Genomic DNA, 15,056 nt, shown 5'->3' on the forward strand with positions numbered 1-15,056 from the left:
TGTTAATGGCAGTTAACCGTTGCGTTGACGATCCCCGCAGACCCCTCTGTAGGGACGTCCAGCGTCCCCTCGCATTGTTGGCCGCCCTCTTCTCCCCACTGCACGCTAAACGTCGTTTTGCCGTGTATGCCTGTCAGGTAAACCTCACCGTCATCCCCGACGATGGCAGTGGAGTTATCCAGCGCCACCAACGCGCCAAACGGAACGGGCTTACCCGCGTAGCGCAAGGTCACCAGGGCTCGCCGTCCAACGCGCGCATCAAACGTGGCATGCATCGCTGCGCCTTTCGTGGGGACAAGATCCTTCGTTGCCGCTTCGATATCGATATCTTCCCGCTCTTGCGTATTTACCGTGATGGCGTTGTGCCGGTAGGCCGTCAGGGAGGGAACAATCGCATTGCCAAATGCATCGGTATAAATTCCACGCCCGTTCTGAACTTTAACGTTGTCGCCATCCTTGATATGGACAATCGCGAAAGCATCGCGCACAGGCTGCCCCAGCGTCACACCATGCTCGTGGGCAACGATCGCCCCCTGCGCGCTGTAGTTCCACTGTCGATTATCGCCGCCGTAGCTGTAGCCCATCCCCACCTCACCGGAAGCCCCACGGTAACGCCCGGACAGGCTGCCGCCGTAGCCCGTGTTCTGATTGGCATAGGTCTGCTGAAGGTTGTAGCTCAGCTTATTGTCCTCCAGCGCGGTACCGCCGAGCCCGACCTGATGCGAGACATACCCACCGCTGGCGGTGTTAGCGCTGTAGGTTGCCCAGGCATCAGGCAGCCACTTTGAGAACGGAATGTTGACCGTCAACGCCATTTGCCGGTCGGTATCGGCGTTCGGCGTGCGGGTCAGGTTATAGCTTATCGACCAGGTAATATCGCGCCAGCTGGAGCTCAACCCTGCGCTGACGCTACGCTCATGGCCGTCCATGTCCCAGTAATCCTGCTGATAGCCGTTGAGATACGCCGAGCCCCAGTCTGAAATGCGCTGGGAAAGATTTAGCTGCATACGGCTACGGCGGTTGTTGGTTCTGCGGTAGGTATAAATACCGTCGTCGATCTCGCTGTCTCGCCGATCGATAGCCTCCTGAAAGGTATAAAACCCTGAGGTAGAGTAGCGGTAGCTTGCAAGCGTGACGGTCGTATCCGTGTCAGGGATATCTTTTGAGTACTGTGCCCGCCACGATAATCCGCTGGCATCGTCACGCCCGTCATCAAACGCAGTACGCGCAGCCGTGAGATCGACAGAAGCGGAGCCGAAGTGCCCCAGATCGGCACCAAGCCCCAGCAGCAGCGCACGATACAGCGACGCTCCCAGCGCGCCGGTATAAACCGTCACGCCGTAAGGCAATCCATAGATAGCCGTACCTTGCGCAAAGGTGGGTTCATCTTCACCTTCGTTACCGCGATAGCGGCCTGCTGCCAGCGAATACTTAAAACCGCCTTCTCGCTGCAATACCGGTACCGACGCGCTAGCCTGAATGAAGCTGTGCTCGCTGCCATCCGCCTCTTCGACGGTGACTTCCAGATCGGCTCCGGAAGTCACCTGGCTTAAGTCGCGGATCTCAAAAGGCCCCGGCGAGACGTTTGTTTGATAAATGGTGTAGCCATTTTGCTTGATGGTGACTTTCGCGTCGCTATTCGCAATACCGCGCACAACAGGCGCAAAGCCTTGCTGGCTGGCGGGCAGCATCGCGGTGTCCGTTTCCAGCTTCACGCCGGTCATCTGGACGCTGTCAAAAAGCTCGCCATTGGTATACGTCTGACCCATCTCCAGCTGGCTTTTCAACGTTTTGATATCACGTTGTAAAGTACTGGCGATGGCCTCCCAGCCGGAAGCGTCGCTCCAGGTGCTGTTATTGCGCAGTCGCCACGCGCCAAGATTCACCCCCGACGCCAGACCAAGCCAGGTTGAAGACGTGTTGCCCGAGCTATAGTGCTGCTGAGAACCGCTGAGCTGATAGCTTGTCCAGGCGGCAGGCGCGCCGTCATCCCAGAATTTCGGGTTAATCGCTCCGGCGGCGGCGCGATCGCGGTAGATCTGCGGAATGACCAGCTTCAGGGTCTGGTTATCTTGATCGTAATCGTAGCGTGCATTTTCAATGAAATGAGAGATATCCCGAACGTAAGCCTCGTCGCCCAGTTCTTTCAAATCCGGGATCGTGTCGACTTTCACGCCGTATTCCCGCAGGTCCGCTTTGGTGAGCTCCGGCAGGAGATGCTGTTTGTCGTCAGAAAGCACATAGGTGAGCGTACGTATATCCAGCACGTCCCGATCCCACACGATCGTCGTAGGGTAGCTCCCCGCAAGTAACCCGTTATCACTTATGAAGTTTTTGAGCGTGGCGGTATTTTCGAGAGGAGTATCCAGTTCAAGGATCCGCAGGTTGAATTCGTCATCCGCACTGACAGGCTGGATCGCGGCGAGCAGCGCCAGCGCGATCCCGGACAGTACCTGTTTGTGATGTAAAGATGACGACATAACTTACCAACATGATCGATTTAAAGGGCCTGCTTGCGTTGAGGAGTCTGGGCGCCGAAATCATTGATAGCCGTCCAGGTGACCGCGCCATTTGCCGCTTTTGGTATCGCGAAACTCTGCTTGCTAAACGGTGCAACCATCATTGAAATGGCACCCGGCGTAGTTTTGGTCTCTTTGACCGGTACACTTTTCCCGCCAACGGCCAGTTCGCCAAAAGAGACGTAAAAAGGCGTGGGGTTGTTTGCGACGAGCGAGTCACCCTGACGCTGGAACGTGATTTTTTCATAGGCCCCCAGCGCATCGGCTTCCTTCAGCTGAGCGGGACGCCAGAAAAGCTTCAGGCGCGTTTTCATTGCGAACTGCAGCGTGTTTTTCTCTTTCAGCTCGGGCGAGAGTGCAGAGACGGATTTCACGTTCGCCAGAAACAGTGATTCGCGGTCTGCCGGCAGGCTGTTTTTATCACCGGTGAAAATAACGTGTAACAGCGTCTGACGATTTTCCTGCAACTTATAGACAGGCGGCGTAATAATAAAAGGGGCTTTTGCATCATTGGGATAACTGACCCAGCTTTGCACCAGATAACGCGTATGAGGATCTTTATTTTTAAGCGCGATTTGTATTTCAGATTTATTCGATGGATAAATAATTCGCGTCCCACCGAGAACAACGCTTGCCTGCACTGAACAGCAAGAGATAATTAAACAACCACATAACAACTTAAATAACGTCTTCATACAGCGTTCCAGAAGGCAGCCTTTCAGGCTGCCAGTCATTGTTTAGCGATAGACAACCTCAAATGTGGCTGAGGAGGAGTAATGACCCGCGGTTGGCGCGGTATCACCGACCTGAATCACTTTCGCGGTGTAGTTAAAGACAGAAGCCGCTGCGCCGGTCGCATCGTTAGCCACGTCGGTACCGGCATCCGGTACTGAACCGTCGAAGACCACATCGCCTTTGGCACCGTTATCGTTGCTGACAATAATGCCAACGTTAGTGGCGTTGCCTGCGCCGGAGAGATCGTTCTTCAAACGCTTGTACGCAGCGTCTGTTGTTGTGCCGCTGAACTTGAGGTTCAGTTTGGCGACCAGCGGGTCACATTTTTGCACTTCAATCTTAAAAGCGTTAGACGTCCCGACCTGACCGTCGATGCCAAAATCTGAAGGATAAGTATCTGCGAATGTGACGGTGGATGTATTGTTCCCTGTACCATCAACATTGATCTCGCATGTATCCGCCACAATTTTTCCGGCGAAATTTACCGTACCTGAATCATTCGCCGCAAAGGCCGGCAGCGACAAAGCCGCCATAATACTTCCGGCCAATAAAGAAGAAATAATTGTCTTATTCATAACAACATCCTTATATATGGTTATAACGGAATCCATTCCTAGGAAAAATACTTTTCGCCAGAATGCTCTGTAAAATTTGATATCACTTAGGCACGGGATTTCATTAATAAGAACATCCCATGAGGAAAGTGAAATTCATGAGTTCAATTACATCAGATTATTCTTTATCGTGTCCAGCAGGCTGGTGAGTAAAATAGCCTAAAGAGACGCCAACACACTGAATAACATAATAAACTTCGCACATTAATAATTCTTAATTAGAAATTTACTAAAATTAAAATAAGAACAAATGTAAAGATAAAAAAAAAGCCGCTTATCACTAAGCGGCTTTACTATTCAGGAAACTAATCAGTTTCCGCCAAACATGTCCTTAATCCAGCCGGCTACGCCATCGCTGTCTTTCTTCTCATTCTGCTGCTGCGGCTGTTGCTGCTGCGGCTGCTGTGGCTGAGAAGACTGATCGAACGGATTGCCCGTCGGCTGTTCAGGCTGGTTTTGCTGGCACAGCGAGTCCGGGTTGGCCGTCCAGACCGGCAGGGTACGCATCCCGCCGCCGCAGACAAAGTTACCGGAACTGTCCACGCCCATATCCACGATATCTTCCGGCGCAACCAGGTTCAGCGGCACCGGGGACTGATTGGCCAGATAGCGCTGGTAAATCGACATCGCCCCGCTCGCCCCGTACAGTTTGGTCGGCTGGTTGTTGTCGCGCCCTACCCAGGTGATCACCACTTCACGACCGTCGATACCGGCAAACCAGGTATCGACGTTGTTGTTGGTGGTCCCGGTTTTACCCGCCAGATGCAGACCCGGATACTTCGCACCCAGCTGACGCCCGGTACCGCGCTGCACAACCTGCTGCATCGTCCACAGCGTCATATAGGCGGCCTGAGCAGGAACGGCACGCTCCGCCTGCGGGAAGCTCTGATACAGCACGGATCCGTCTTCGGCAATCACCGAACGCAGGGCAGACAGCGGTGCGCGGTTGCCCCCGCTGGCAATGGTCTGGAATGCCTGGGCGACTTCGATCGGCGTCAGGTTAAGCGCGCCGAGGATCATCGCCGGCACCGGGTGCAGCTGATCTTTCGACACGCCCAGCTTTTGCCAGGTATCGACAATCGCTGGCAGTCCCAGCGACATGCCCAGGTTCACCGTCGGCACGTTCATGGAGCGCGTTAACGCATCCACTAACATCACCTGGCCGCTGAACTGTTTATCATCGTTCTGCGGTGACCAGACCTGGCCGTTAGGCTGGCGCAGGGAGATCGGCGCATCCGCAATCCAGGTATTCAGGCGATACTGGTTTGGCTGACTCAGGGCAGTAAGGTAGGTTGCCGGTTTTGCCAGAGAGCCGATTGAGCGACGTGCCTGCATGGCGCGGTTGTAGCCTGCATACTGCGGCTCGGCACCGCCCACCATGGCGCGAACTTCGCCGGAGTTACGGTCAACCACCACCATCGCGGTTTCAAGATCGGAGAGCTTACGCTGCTTCTTCAGCGCCGGAATGCCTTCCACCGCCGCTTTTTCTGCCGCATCCTGCGCAACGGAGTCAAAGGTGGTGAAGATCTTCACGCCGGAGAGATCTTTGACCTTATCGCCAAGCTTGCTTTGCAGCTCCTGACGCACCAGCTGCATAAACGCAGGCTGAGGCGAAATCACGCCGCCGCGCGGCTGAACGCCAAGCGGACGCGCGCTCAGCATGTCGTACAGCTCCTGGTCAATCACCTGCTGTTGCTGCAGCAGACGCAGAACGAGGTTACGACGCTCCAGCGCCAGTTTCGGGTTACGCCACGGGTTATAAATGGACGCACCTTTCACCATGCCCACCAGCAGCGCCTGCTGGTCCAGGCTCAGCTCTTCCACCGGACGACCAAAGTAGTACAGGCTCGCCAGCGGGAAACCGCGGATTTCGTTATCGCCGCTCTGGCCGAGGTACACCTCGTTCATGTACAGCTCAAGGATACGATCCTTGCTGTAGCGCGCATCCATCAGCACGGCCATGTAGGCTTCGTTCGCTTTACGCCAGTAAGAACGTTCGCTGGAGAGGAACAGGTTCTTCACCAGCTGCTGAGTCAGCGTACTCGCCCCCTGCACGGTGCGACCGGCAGTCAGGTTAGCCAGCACCGCACGACCAATCGAGTAGAGGCTGATGCCATCGTGCTCGTAGAAGTGACGGTCTTCGGTTGCCAGCAGGGTATCGACCAGCAGATCCGGGAAGCCGTTACGCGCGACGAACAGGCGCTGCTCGCCGTTTGCCGACGAAAGCATGGTGATCAGGCGCGGATCGAGACGGAAGAAACCGAACTGACGGTTGTTATCCATGTTCTCGATGGTGTCCAGACGATCGCCGTCAAAGGTCAGACGCGCGCGCACCTGCCCCTCTTTGCTGTCCGGGAAATCAAACGGACGGCGGATCATCTCAATGCTGTTTGACTGCACGGTAAATTCGCCAGGCCGCGTCATTTTTGACACCTGACGATACTGGGTGGCTTCCAGCAGTTTAACCATCTCGTTCTTAGTGATGGACATATCTGGCTCAAGGTTCACCATACGGCCATATACTGCCGCAGGTAACTGCCAGACTTTACCGTCGATACGGCTGCGGATCTTCTGATCCAGATACACGCCGTAAATCGCCATCAGCACAACAAAAACAATAAACAGCTTCAGCAGCAGCCAGAACCAGCCGCGCTTGCCCCGAGGCTTACGCCCTTTGCCTTTTCCATTACGCGGCATCGGTTCTTCATCCTCATAATCGTCTTCATAGTCATCGTCATAGTCCTCATCTCTGAGGCGACGACGGCTTACCTTTTCTTTCGCCGGACGCGTGGGTTTTCCCTTACGTCCTATTGGCTCGCGGTCATTCCCCGCCATGCTTTTTCTCCGCAACTTTCAGGCGCAAAGGCCAGATTTTCTTTTCTTTCACAGGCCTGTGAAAGAAGAAATCTCTCAAAATAAACAGCAAGACTTTCCTGTCAGGAAAGTCTTTAGTGTTTTCTCCCTCTCCCCGTGGGAGAGGGCTGGGGTGAGGGCATCAGGCCGCACTCCCCTTTCACGAATATTTCTTCGTTCGCCGCGTCGGCGCCGTATTCGCCGGATCGTCCGGCCAGACATGCTTGGGATATCGCCCCTTCATCTCTTTTTGCACTTCACGGTAGCTTCCCGCCCAGAACGCCCCCAAATCTCGGGTGATTTGTAATGGACGATGCGCAGGGGACAGCAGCTCAAGCACTAACGGCACGCGTCCTTCCGCAATGGACGGCGTGGTGGCCTCACCAAACATCTCCTGCATCCGAACCGCCAGCGCCGGTGGATTATCCTCATGATAACGGATGGCAATCCGGCTTCCGGTCGGCACAGTGTAATGCCCAGGCAGTTCACTATCCAGACGTTGACGTAATGACCAGTCCAGTAAATTCTGTAACGCTGTCTTAACATCAAGCGCCTTAAGGGCTCGCAGGGAGTGCACGCCGCTCATTTGGGGCAGTAACCAGTGCTCAAGCGTAGCAAGCAGCGTCTCATCATCCACCGCAGGCCAACCGTATTCCGGTAGCCACTTCGCGGCGCAGTGCAGACGAATGCGGTACTGCTCGGCTTCCGGCGTCCAGTTCAGGGCGCTCAGCCCCTTTTCCCGAATGCCGTTCAGCATGGCCTGATGGAGCTCTTCTTCCGACGGTTTCGCCAGCGGCTTCGTCCCTAACGTCAACTTTCCAATCTGGCTGCGACGAAACGCCTTCAGCGTACCCTGGGCGTCATCCCATTCCACGGTATCAGATTGCTGAAGCAGCTGCGGACAGGCACGCGTCAGGGCGTCAATCTCTACGGCAATCGCCTGCAGGATACGCGCATCCGGTGAATGACTGCCCTGAAGCAACAGTGGGGCAATCAGCCATTCGTGACGCGTCAGCGCATCATCGCTGTCCAGCATCGCCCCCATGCCGTTTGCCAGCTGGTAGCGACCGTCCAGCCCGCGCCGGCGCGCAATCCTGTCCGGGAAGGCCTGTGCCAGCAGGAAGGCAATCTTATCGCTGTCAGGCGATCCTCCCCGGCTATGCAGGCGTTTGCACAACTGCTGCGCCCGCTGCTGCCAGTTCCCCTGACTGCGCGAAAACGCCTGCCCCAGATCGCTGCTGCCGCCGCGAGGCGGCTCCTCAAGAATAGCCGCCAGTTTTGTCGCCGTGGCAATTTCATCATCCCCTTGCGCGGCCACCAGCATCGCGGCCAGACGCGGATCGTTGCCCAGCGCCGCCATTTTCTGGCCGCGCGCCGTCAAACGCTCGCCTTCCAGCGCGCCAAGCTGGGTCAGCAGGGTGCGCGCAGCGGTGAGGTTCACGACGGGCGGAGGATTAAGCCAGGTGAGCTGTTCAGGGTTCGGGCAGCCCCACTGCAGCAGATCCATCACCAGGCCAGACAAATCACTTTGTAAAATTTCCGGCGTGCTTTGCTGTGCTGCGCGTTCAGCCTGTTCCGCGCTGGTCAAATGCAGGCAGATACCCGGCTCAAGACGCCCCGCACGGCCCGCGCGCTGCACCATCGACGCCTGGCTAATGCGCTGCGTCAGGAGTTTAGTCAGCCCGGTACGCGGGTCAAAGCTTGCCACCCTCTCCTGCGCGCTATCCACCACCAGACGAATGCCTTCGATGGTCAAACTGGTTTCAGCAATGTTGGTTGCCAGCACCACCTTGCGCTGCCCCACCGGGGCTGGAAGGATGGCTTTACGCTGATCCTGTAGCGACAACGCGCCGTAGAGCGGGCAAAGCAGCACATCGCCGCCTACGCGGGTAGAAAGCTGCTCCTGCACGCGCTGGATTTCACCGACGCCCGGCAAAAACAGCAGCAGGGAACCGGGCTCCTGGCGCAGCAGCTCAGCGGTGGCAATGGCGACGGCCTCGTCAAAACGCTGATGGGGGGGAAGCGGTTGATAGCGGCGTTCAACCGGAAACGCCCGCCCCTCTGAGCTGATGACCGGCGCATCGGGTAATGCCTGTTGTAGCCGCTCGTTATCCAGCGTGGCCGACATGATAAGCAGACGGAGATCGTCGCGCAGTCCCTGCTGCACGTCCAGCAACAGGGCGAGGGCCAGATCCGCCTGCAGGCTGCGCTCGTGAAATTCATCCAGGATCACCAGCCCGACGCCGTTCAGCTCCGGATCGTTTTGCAGCATTCGGGTGAGAATGCCCTCGGTGACCACTTCAAGACGCGTGGTCGGGCCAACGCAGGTCTCGGCACGCATCCTGTAACCTACCGTTTCGCCCGGTTTTTCATTCAGCAGTTCCGCCAGGCGCTGCGCCACGTTGCGCGCGGCCAGCCTGCGCGGCTCCAGCAGGATAATTTTCCCGCTGATATTTCCGTCTTTCAGAATCTGCAGCGGCAGCCAGGTGGACTTGCCCGCGCCCGTAGGGGCATTCAGCAAAACCTGCGGGGCATGGTGTAAGGCAGCGAGTAGCTCAGGAAGGACAACGGCGACCGGCAATGAGGACACTAACAGCTCCAGAGGGTTAACATTAGTCGGCGTACATTGTAGCATCGGCGCATATCATTACCGAGTCCTCCGTATGCCTGAGTCGAAACGGCTGTTTTTTGCCATTGAATTGCCCACCGCGATACAGCGTCAAATTGTTCGCTGGCGCGCCGATCGCTTCCCGCCGGAGGCAGGCCGCCCTGTCGCGGCGGCCAACCTGCACCTGACGCTGGCCTTTTTGGGCGACGTGAGTGCCGAAAAGCAGCGGGCATTAGCCGCAATGGCCGGACGTATCGCCCAGCCGGAATTTACGCTGCACCTCGACGACGCGGGTCAGTGGCTGCGTTCGCGCGTGGTCTGGCTGGGCACGCGCCAGCCACCGCGCGGATTATTGCAGCTGGCGAATATGCTGCGCGCGCAGGCGGCGCGCAGCGGCTGTTATCAGAGCCCACAGCCGTTTCATCCACATATCACGCTGCTGCGCGATGCCGGTCAGGCCGTTGCCATCCCGCCGCCGGGTTTTCACTGGGCCTTTCCGGTCAACGGATTTGCGCTTTACGAATCCGTCTTTGCACAGGGACGCACCCGCTATACGCCGTTACAGCGCTGGACGCTGGGCAACACCGAAAGGAATTCTGATGAAGTTTAGTCCTCCCCTGCAGCACGCTACGCTTATCCAACGCTACAAACGCTTCCTCGCCGACGTGATCACCCCCGAAGGGGTACAGCTCACCCTGCACTGCCCCAATACCGGTGCTATGACGGGCTGTGCGACGCCGGGTGACAGGGTCTGGTATTCCACCTCAGAAAATACTAAACGCAAATATGCCCATACCTGGGAAATGACCGAAACCCAAAATGGGGCATTTATTTGCGTTAACACCCTGCGCGCAAATCAACTGGTTAAGGAAGCACTGACCCATGGCACAATTCCTGAACTGGTAGGATATGGCACGCATAAAAGTGAAGTGAAATATGGCGATGAAGGCAGCAGAATTGACTTCATGTTACAGGCGGAAGACAGGCCGGAGTGCTATATTGAAGTGAAATCAGTGACGTTAGCGGAACAGGAAAATGGCTACTTCCCGGATGCGGTAACGCTACGTGGCCAGAAGCATCTGCGAGAGCTAATGAGTGTTGCGGCGGCGGGCAAACGCGCCGTATTGCTGTTTGCGGTGTTGCATTCAGCCATTGAACGTTTCTCCCCTGCCCGCCATATTGATCCTAAATACGCGCAATTGTTGAATGAGGCACAAAAGCAGGGGGTAGAGGTTTTCGCTTATAAAGCGGAACTTTCTGCCGATAATATGACTCTGAGATCCTCTCTTCCCATTGTCTTATAAGGGATTAGACGATTGACGATTAAGTGTTCTGGCCGCGTGCGCAAATACGCTTTTCCTCACAGGCTTGTCAAGTGTTACGTTTAGATAATTGCCATCCGGAAAAGCATCTGCTATTTATAGCGACCTGATTTTTCCCCCAACACGGGGATCGATAGTGCGTGTTAAGGAGAAGCAACATGCAAGAAGGGCAAAACCGTAAAACATCGTCCCTGAGTATTCTCGCCATCGCTGGGGTGGAGCCGTATCAAGAGAAGCCGGGCGAAGAGTATATGAACGAAGCCCAGCTGTCGCACTTCAAGCGTATTCTTGAAGCATGGCGTAATCAACTCAGGGATGAAGTCGATCGCACCGTTACTCATATGCAGGATGAAGCTGCTAACTTCCCGGACCCGGTAGACCGTGCCGCTCAGGAAGAAGAGTTCAGCCTCGAACTGCGTAACCGTGACCGCGAACGCAAACTGATCAAAAAGATCGAGAAAACGCTGAAAAAAGTCGAAGACGAAGATTTTGGCTACTGCGAATCCTGCGGTGTTGAAATCGGCATTCGTCGCCTGGAAGCGCGTCCAACCGCCGATCTGTGCATCGACTGTAAAACGCTGGCCGAAATCCGCGAAAAACAGATGGCCGGTTAATACCAGCGCTGTTTACACACTCCAAAGGCGGGAGTCTCTCCCGCCTTGTTACTGTTGATATGTCTGAATCACACTATATAGGGCGCTTCGCGCCATCTCCTTCCGGTGAATTACACTTCGGCTCATTAATTGCCGCGCTCGGCAGCTACCTGCAGGCTCGCGCCCGCCTGGGAAAATGGCTCGTACGCATTGAAGATATTGACCCTCCACGTGAAGTTCCCGGTGCTGCAGAGACGATTCTGCGTCAGCTGGAACATTACGGTCTTCACTGGGATGACGAGGTGCTCTGGCAGTCAAAACGTCACGAGGCTTATCGGGAACGTCTGGACTGGCTTCGCGATCGGGGGCTGTCCTATAACTGCACCTGCACCCGCGCGCGTATCCAGAGCGTGGGTGGCGTCTATGACGGCCACTGCCGCACGCTCAACCATCCCCCGGAAAATGCCGCCGTGCGTATACGGCAGCGTTCCCCGGTGACGCGCTTTACCGACCTCCTCTCCGGTGAGATTCATGCCGATGAACGCCTGGCGCGCGAGGATTTTATTATTCACCGCCGTGATGGTCTGTTTGCCTATAACCTGGCGGTGGTCGTCGACGATCGTTTTCAGGGCGTGACGGAAATTGTGCGCGGAGCAGACCTGGTCGAACCGACCGTGCGACAAATATCGCTCTATCACCAGTTTGGCTGGACGGCACCGGACTACATTCATCTGCCGCTGGCGGTCAATGCACAGGGCTTTAAACTGTCAAAGCAGAATCACGCCCCGGCCCTGCCAGACGGCGATCCGCGTCCTGTTTTGATCGACGCGCTGCGATTTCTCAACCAGAATGTAACCAACGAATGGCAGGATCTGCGTATTGACGAACTGCTGAAAATGGCCGTTGCCAACTGGACGCTCGCGGCAGTGCCAAAAATCCAGCATTCTCAAATGCGTTGCGCTGAGCTATGATTAGCCGCTTTTTTCATAACAAAACACACTACGAGGTGTACCATTTTTACCCGAGTCGCTAATTTTTGCCGTAAAGTGCTAAGCCGCGAAGAGAGCATGGCGAACGATGCTATTGCACAGCCACACATGTCGGTTATTCCGCGTGAGCAGCACACTATTTCCCGCAAAGATATCAGTGAAAATGCCCTCAAGGTGCTCTATCGTCTGAATAAAGCGGGCTACGAGGCCTACCTCGTGGGCGGTGGAGTGCGTGATTTACTGCTGGGCAAAAAACCAAAAGATTTCGACGTGACGACCAGCGCCACGCCTGAGCAGGTGCGCAAATTATTCCGTAACTGCCGTCTCGTTGGCCGCCGTTTCCGTCTGGCTCACGTGATGTTTGGCCCGGAAATTATCGAAGTGGCGACCTTCCGTGGCCACCACGAAGCGGGCGTATCAGATCGCACGACGTCCCAGCAGGGTCAGAACGGCATGCTGCTGCGTGATAACATCTTCGGTTCCATCGAAGAAGATGCCCAGCGCCGCGATTTCACCATCAACAGCCTTTACTACAGCGTGGCGGATTTCACCGTCCGCGATTACGTCGGCGGCATGCAGGACCTGAAAGAAGGTCTGATCCGTCTGATTGGCACGCCGGAAACGCGCTATCGTGAAGATCCCGTGCGTATGCTGCGCGCCGTGCGTTTCGCCGCCAAGCTTGATATGCGCATCAGCCCGGAAACGGCAGAGCCGATTCCGCGCCTGGCGACGCTGATCAACGACGTGCCGCCTGCCCGTCTGTTTGAAGAGGCGCTGAAGCTGCTTCAGGCCGGCCACGGCTTTGAAACCTATAACCTGCTGCGCGAATACAACCTGTTCCAGCCGCTGTTCCCGACCATTACCCGCTACTTCACCGAAAGCGGTGACAGCCCAATGGAGCGGATGATTGCGCAGGTGCTGAAAAATACCGATACCCGTATTCGCAACGACATGCGCGTCAATCCGGCGTTCCTGTTTGCGGCAATGTTCTGGTATCCGCTGCTGGAAACGGCCCAGCGCATTACCCAGGAAAGCGGGCTCGCCTATTATGATGCCTTCGCGCTGGCCGCAAACGACGTGCTGGACGAAGGGTGCCGTACGCTCGCTATTCCGAAACGTATTACCACGCTGGTGCGCGACATCTGGCAGCTTCAGCTGCGCATGTCCCGTCGTCAGGGCAAACGCGCCTGGAAGCTGATGGAGCATCCAAAATTCCGCGCCGCCTTCGATCTGCTGTCGCTGCGTGCTGAAATTGAACGCAATCAGGAGCTGCAGCGCCTGACGCAGTGGTGGGCCGAATTCCAGGTTTCCGCCCCGCCGGAGCAAAAAGATATGCTTACCGGGCTGGATGAAGAGCCGGAACCGCGTCGCCGCCATCGTCGTCCGCGCAAACGCGCGCCACGTCGTGAAGGGACGGCATGACCCTCGCGTACATCGCCATCGGCAGCAATTTAGCCTCTCCGCTGGAGCAGGTTAACGCTGCCGTACAGGCGCTGGGCGAGATCCCGCAGAGTCGGATCGTGGCGGTTTCCTCCTTCTACCGCACCCCGCCGCTGGGTCCGCAGGATCAGCCTGATTATCTCAATGCCGCCGTGGTGCTTGAAACCGCTCTTCCTGCCGAAACGCTGCTGGATAACACCCAGCGCATCGAACTGCAGCAGGGCCGCGTGCGTAAAGCCGAGCGCTGGGGACCGCGCACGCTGGACCTCGACATTATGCTGTTTGGTCACGAGACCATTAACACTGAACGCCTCACCGTTCCGCATTACGACATGAAAAATCGGGGGTTTATGCTCTGGCCGCTCTTTGAAGTCGCCCCCGATCTCATCTTCCCGGACGGCACCTCGCTTAAGTCCATTCTGGACAGCCTCAACGCGGAAAGACCCGCCCGCTGGTGATCTGGTTTCCCAGCCGATTAGCCTCAAATTAATTGTGGCTAATCGGTTGCCTAAAATCATTGTTCCCTCGAATGTTACTGTTAGAATGCGCAAAGATTCGCTTTTGGGCTATCAGGAAACAGTATGAAACCAACCACCATCTCCTTACTGCAGAAATGCAAACAGGAAAAAAAACGCTTCGCCACCATCACCGCGTATGACTACAGCTTCGCCAAACTCTTTGCCGAAGAGGGTATCAACGTCATGCTGGTCGGAGATTCGTTAGGGATGACGGTACAAGGACATGATTCCACCCTGCCGGTCACGGTTGAGGATATCGCTTACCATACCCGCGCCGTGCGCCGTGGCGCCCCAGCCTGCCTGCTGCTCTCCGATCTGCCGTTTATGGCCTATGCCACGCCAGAGCAGGCATTTGAAAACGCGGCAGCGGTGATGCGCGCCGGGGCCAATATGGTCAAAATTGAAGGCGGCGCCTGGCTGGTAGATACGGTGAAGATGCTCACCGAACGCGCCGTGCCGGTGTGCGGCCATTTGGGTCTGACGCCGCAGTCCGTCAACATCTTTGGTGGCTATAAGGTGCAGGGCCGCGGTGACGCCGCCCAAACGCTGTTTGATGATGCCCTGGCGCTGGAAGCCGCAGGCGCGCAGCTGCTGGTGCTGGAGTGCGTGCCGGTTGAGCTGGCGAAGCGTATTACTGAGGCACTGTCCATTCCGGTGATTGGTATTGGCGCGGGCAACGTGACCGACGGTCAGATTCTGGTGATGCACGACGCCTTTGGTATCACCGGCGGGCATATTCCGAAGTTTGCCAAAAATTTCCTCACCGAAGCGGGCGACATGCGCGCTGCGGTCAGGCAGTATATTGCCGACGTTGAATCCGGTGTTTACCCGGGTGAAGAACACAGTTTCCATTAAGGAGTCTCGT

The 15,056-nt window shown here is 56.4% G+C and carries 12 protein-coding genes; 7 read left to right on the plus strand and 5 right to left on the minus strand.

Annotated features, from left to right (window positions below; translation table 11 throughout):
* Positions 1 to 2: 2 nt before the first annotated feature.
* The 5 genes from V4835_RS19500 to hrpB all read right to left on the minus strand — a co-directional run bounded on the left by V4835_RS19500 (position 3) and on the right by hrpB (position 9,311).
* On the minus strand, positions 3 to 2,480 hold the full coding sequence (locus V4835_RS19500; protein ID WP_331413329.1) for a fimbria/pilus outer membrane usher protein: 2,478 nt from the start codon (positions 2,478 to 2,480) through the stop codon (positions 3 to 5).
* A gap of 20 nt (positions 2,481 to 2,500) precedes the next feature.
* Positions 2,501 to 3,214, minus strand: coding sequence for a fimbrial biogenesis chaperone (locus tag V4835_RS19505; RefSeq protein ID WP_331413330.1), 714 nt, complete (start codon positions 3,212 to 3,214; stop codon positions 2,501 to 2,503).
* 42 nt (positions 3,215 to 3,256) lie between these two features.
* Positions 3,257 to 3,829, minus strand: a complete 573-nt coding sequence (locus V4835_RS19510) for a fimbrial protein (protein WP_331413331.1) — start codon at positions 3,827 to 3,829, stop codon at positions 3,257 to 3,259.
* Positions 3,830 to 4,177: 348 nt separating this feature from the next.
* Positions 4,178 to 6,703 carry a bifunctional glycosyl transferase/transpeptidase gene (gene mrcB / locus V4835_RS19515; protein ID WP_063145173.1) on the minus strand — a complete coding sequence of 842 codons (2,526 nt, stop codon included), beginning with the start codon at positions 6,701 to 6,703 and terminating at the stop codon, positions 4,178 to 4,180.
* 178 nt (positions 6,704 to 6,881) lie between these two features.
* Positions 6,882 to 9,311, minus strand: a complete 2,430-nt coding sequence (hrpB, locus tag V4835_RS19520) for an ATP-dependent helicase HrpB (RefSeq protein WP_331413333.1) — start codon at positions 9,309 to 9,311, stop codon at positions 6,882 to 6,884.
* Positions 9,312 to 9,384: 73 nt separating this feature from the next.
* On the opposite strand from hrpB, the gene thpR reads away from it, so the two are divergent.
* The 7 genes from thpR (at position 9,385) to panB (ending at position 15,046) form a co-directional block, all read left to right on the plus strand.
* The gene (gene thpR, locus V4835_RS19525; protein WP_032649754.1) at positions 9,385 to 9,939 is read left to right on the plus strand and encodes an RNA 2',3'-cyclic phosphodiesterase; all 555 of its coding nucleotides are present in this window, start codon (positions 9,385 to 9,387) and stop codon (positions 9,937 to 9,939) included.
* Entirely contained in the window at positions 9,929 to 10,633 is a 705-nt protein-coding gene (gene sfsA / locus V4835_RS19530) for a DNA/RNA nuclease SfsA (protein ID WP_193941163.1), read from the plus strand. Before thpR ends, sfsA begins: the two co-directional genes overlap by 11 nt.
* A 176-nt stretch (positions 10,634 to 10,809) precedes the next feature.
* Positions 10,810 to 11,265: an RNA polymerase-binding protein DksA gene (dksA, locus tag V4835_RS19535; RefSeq protein ID WP_001155232.1), complete on the plus strand. Its 456-nt coding sequence runs from the start codon at positions 10,810 to 10,812 to the stop codon at positions 11,263 to 11,265.
* Between the two features lie 59 nt (positions 11,266 to 11,324).
* On the plus strand, positions 11,325 to 12,215 hold the full coding sequence (gene gluQRS, locus V4835_RS19540; protein ID WP_331413338.1) for a tRNA glutamyl-Q(34) synthetase GluQRS: 891 nt from the start codon (positions 11,325 to 11,327) through the stop codon (positions 12,213 to 12,215).
* A 42-nt stretch (positions 12,216 to 12,257) separates the two neighbouring features.
* The gene (gene pcnB, locus V4835_RS19545; RefSeq protein WP_074147334.1) at positions 12,258 to 13,655 is read left to right on the plus strand and encodes a polynucleotide adenylyltransferase PcnB; all 1,398 of its coding nucleotides are present in this window, start codon (positions 12,258 to 12,260) and stop codon (positions 13,653 to 13,655) included.
* Positions 13,652 to 14,131: a 2-amino-4-hydroxy-6-hydroxymethyldihydropteridine diphosphokinase gene (gene folK, locus V4835_RS19550; protein WP_331413340.1), complete on the plus strand. Its 480-nt coding sequence runs from the start codon at positions 13,652 to 13,654 to the stop codon at positions 14,129 to 14,131. Before pcnB ends, folK begins: the two co-directional genes overlap by 4 nt.
* Before the next feature lie 123 nt (positions 14,132 to 14,254).
* Positions 14,255 to 15,046 (plus strand): 3-methyl-2-oxobutanoate hydroxymethyltransferase, encoded by a 792-nt coding sequence (gene panB / locus V4835_RS19555; RefSeq protein WP_014882600.1) that lies wholly within the window; start codon positions 14,255 to 14,257, stop codon positions 15,044 to 15,046.
* The last annotated feature ends 10 nt before the right edge of the window (positions 15,047 to 15,056 follow it).

The organism is Enterobacter cloacae complex sp. CARB60, from assembly GCF_036487345.1.
GTDB lineage: Bacteria > Pseudomonadota > Gammaproteobacteria > Enterobacterales > Enterobacteriaceae > Enterobacter > Enterobacter asburiae_D.

Bases quoted from the DNA above. Each gene is read 5' to 3' on its own strand.
- V4835_RS19500 (WP_331413329.1), bottom strand. From the start codon at position 2,480: ATGTCGTCATCTTTACATCACAAACAGGTACTGTCCGGGATCGCGCTG.
- V4835_RS19505 (WP_331413330.1), bottom strand. From the start codon at position 3,214: ATGAAGACGTTATTTAAGTTGTTATGTGGTTGTTTAATTATCTCTTGC.
- V4835_RS19510 (WP_331413331.1), bottom strand. From the start codon at position 3,829: ATGAATAAGACAATTATTTCTTCTTTATTGGCCGGAAGTATTATGGCG.
- mrcB (WP_063145173.1), bottom strand. From the start codon at position 6,703: ATGGCGGGGAATGACCGCGAGCCAATAGGACGTAAGGGAAAACCCACG.
- thpR (WP_032649754.1), top strand. From the start codon at position 9,385: ATGCCTGAGTCGAAACGGCTGTTTTTTGCCATTGAATTGCCCACCGCG.
- sfsA (WP_193941163.1), top strand. From the start codon at position 9,929: ATGAAGTTTAGTCCTCCCCTGCAGCACGCTACGCTTATCCAACGCTAC.
- dksA (WP_001155232.1), top strand. From the start codon at position 10,810: ATGCAAGAAGGGCAAAACCGTAAAACATCGTCCCTGAGTATTCTCGCC.
- gluQRS (WP_331413338.1), top strand. From the start codon at position 11,325: ATGTCTGAATCACACTATATAGGGCGCTTCGCGCCATCTCCTTCCGGT.
- folK (WP_331413340.1), top strand. From the start codon at position 13,652: ATGACCCTCGCGTACATCGCCATCGGCAGCAATTTAGCCTCTCCGCTG.
- panB (WP_014882600.1), top strand. From the start codon at position 14,255: ATGAAACCAACCACCATCTCCTTACTGCAGAAATGCAAACAGGAAAAA.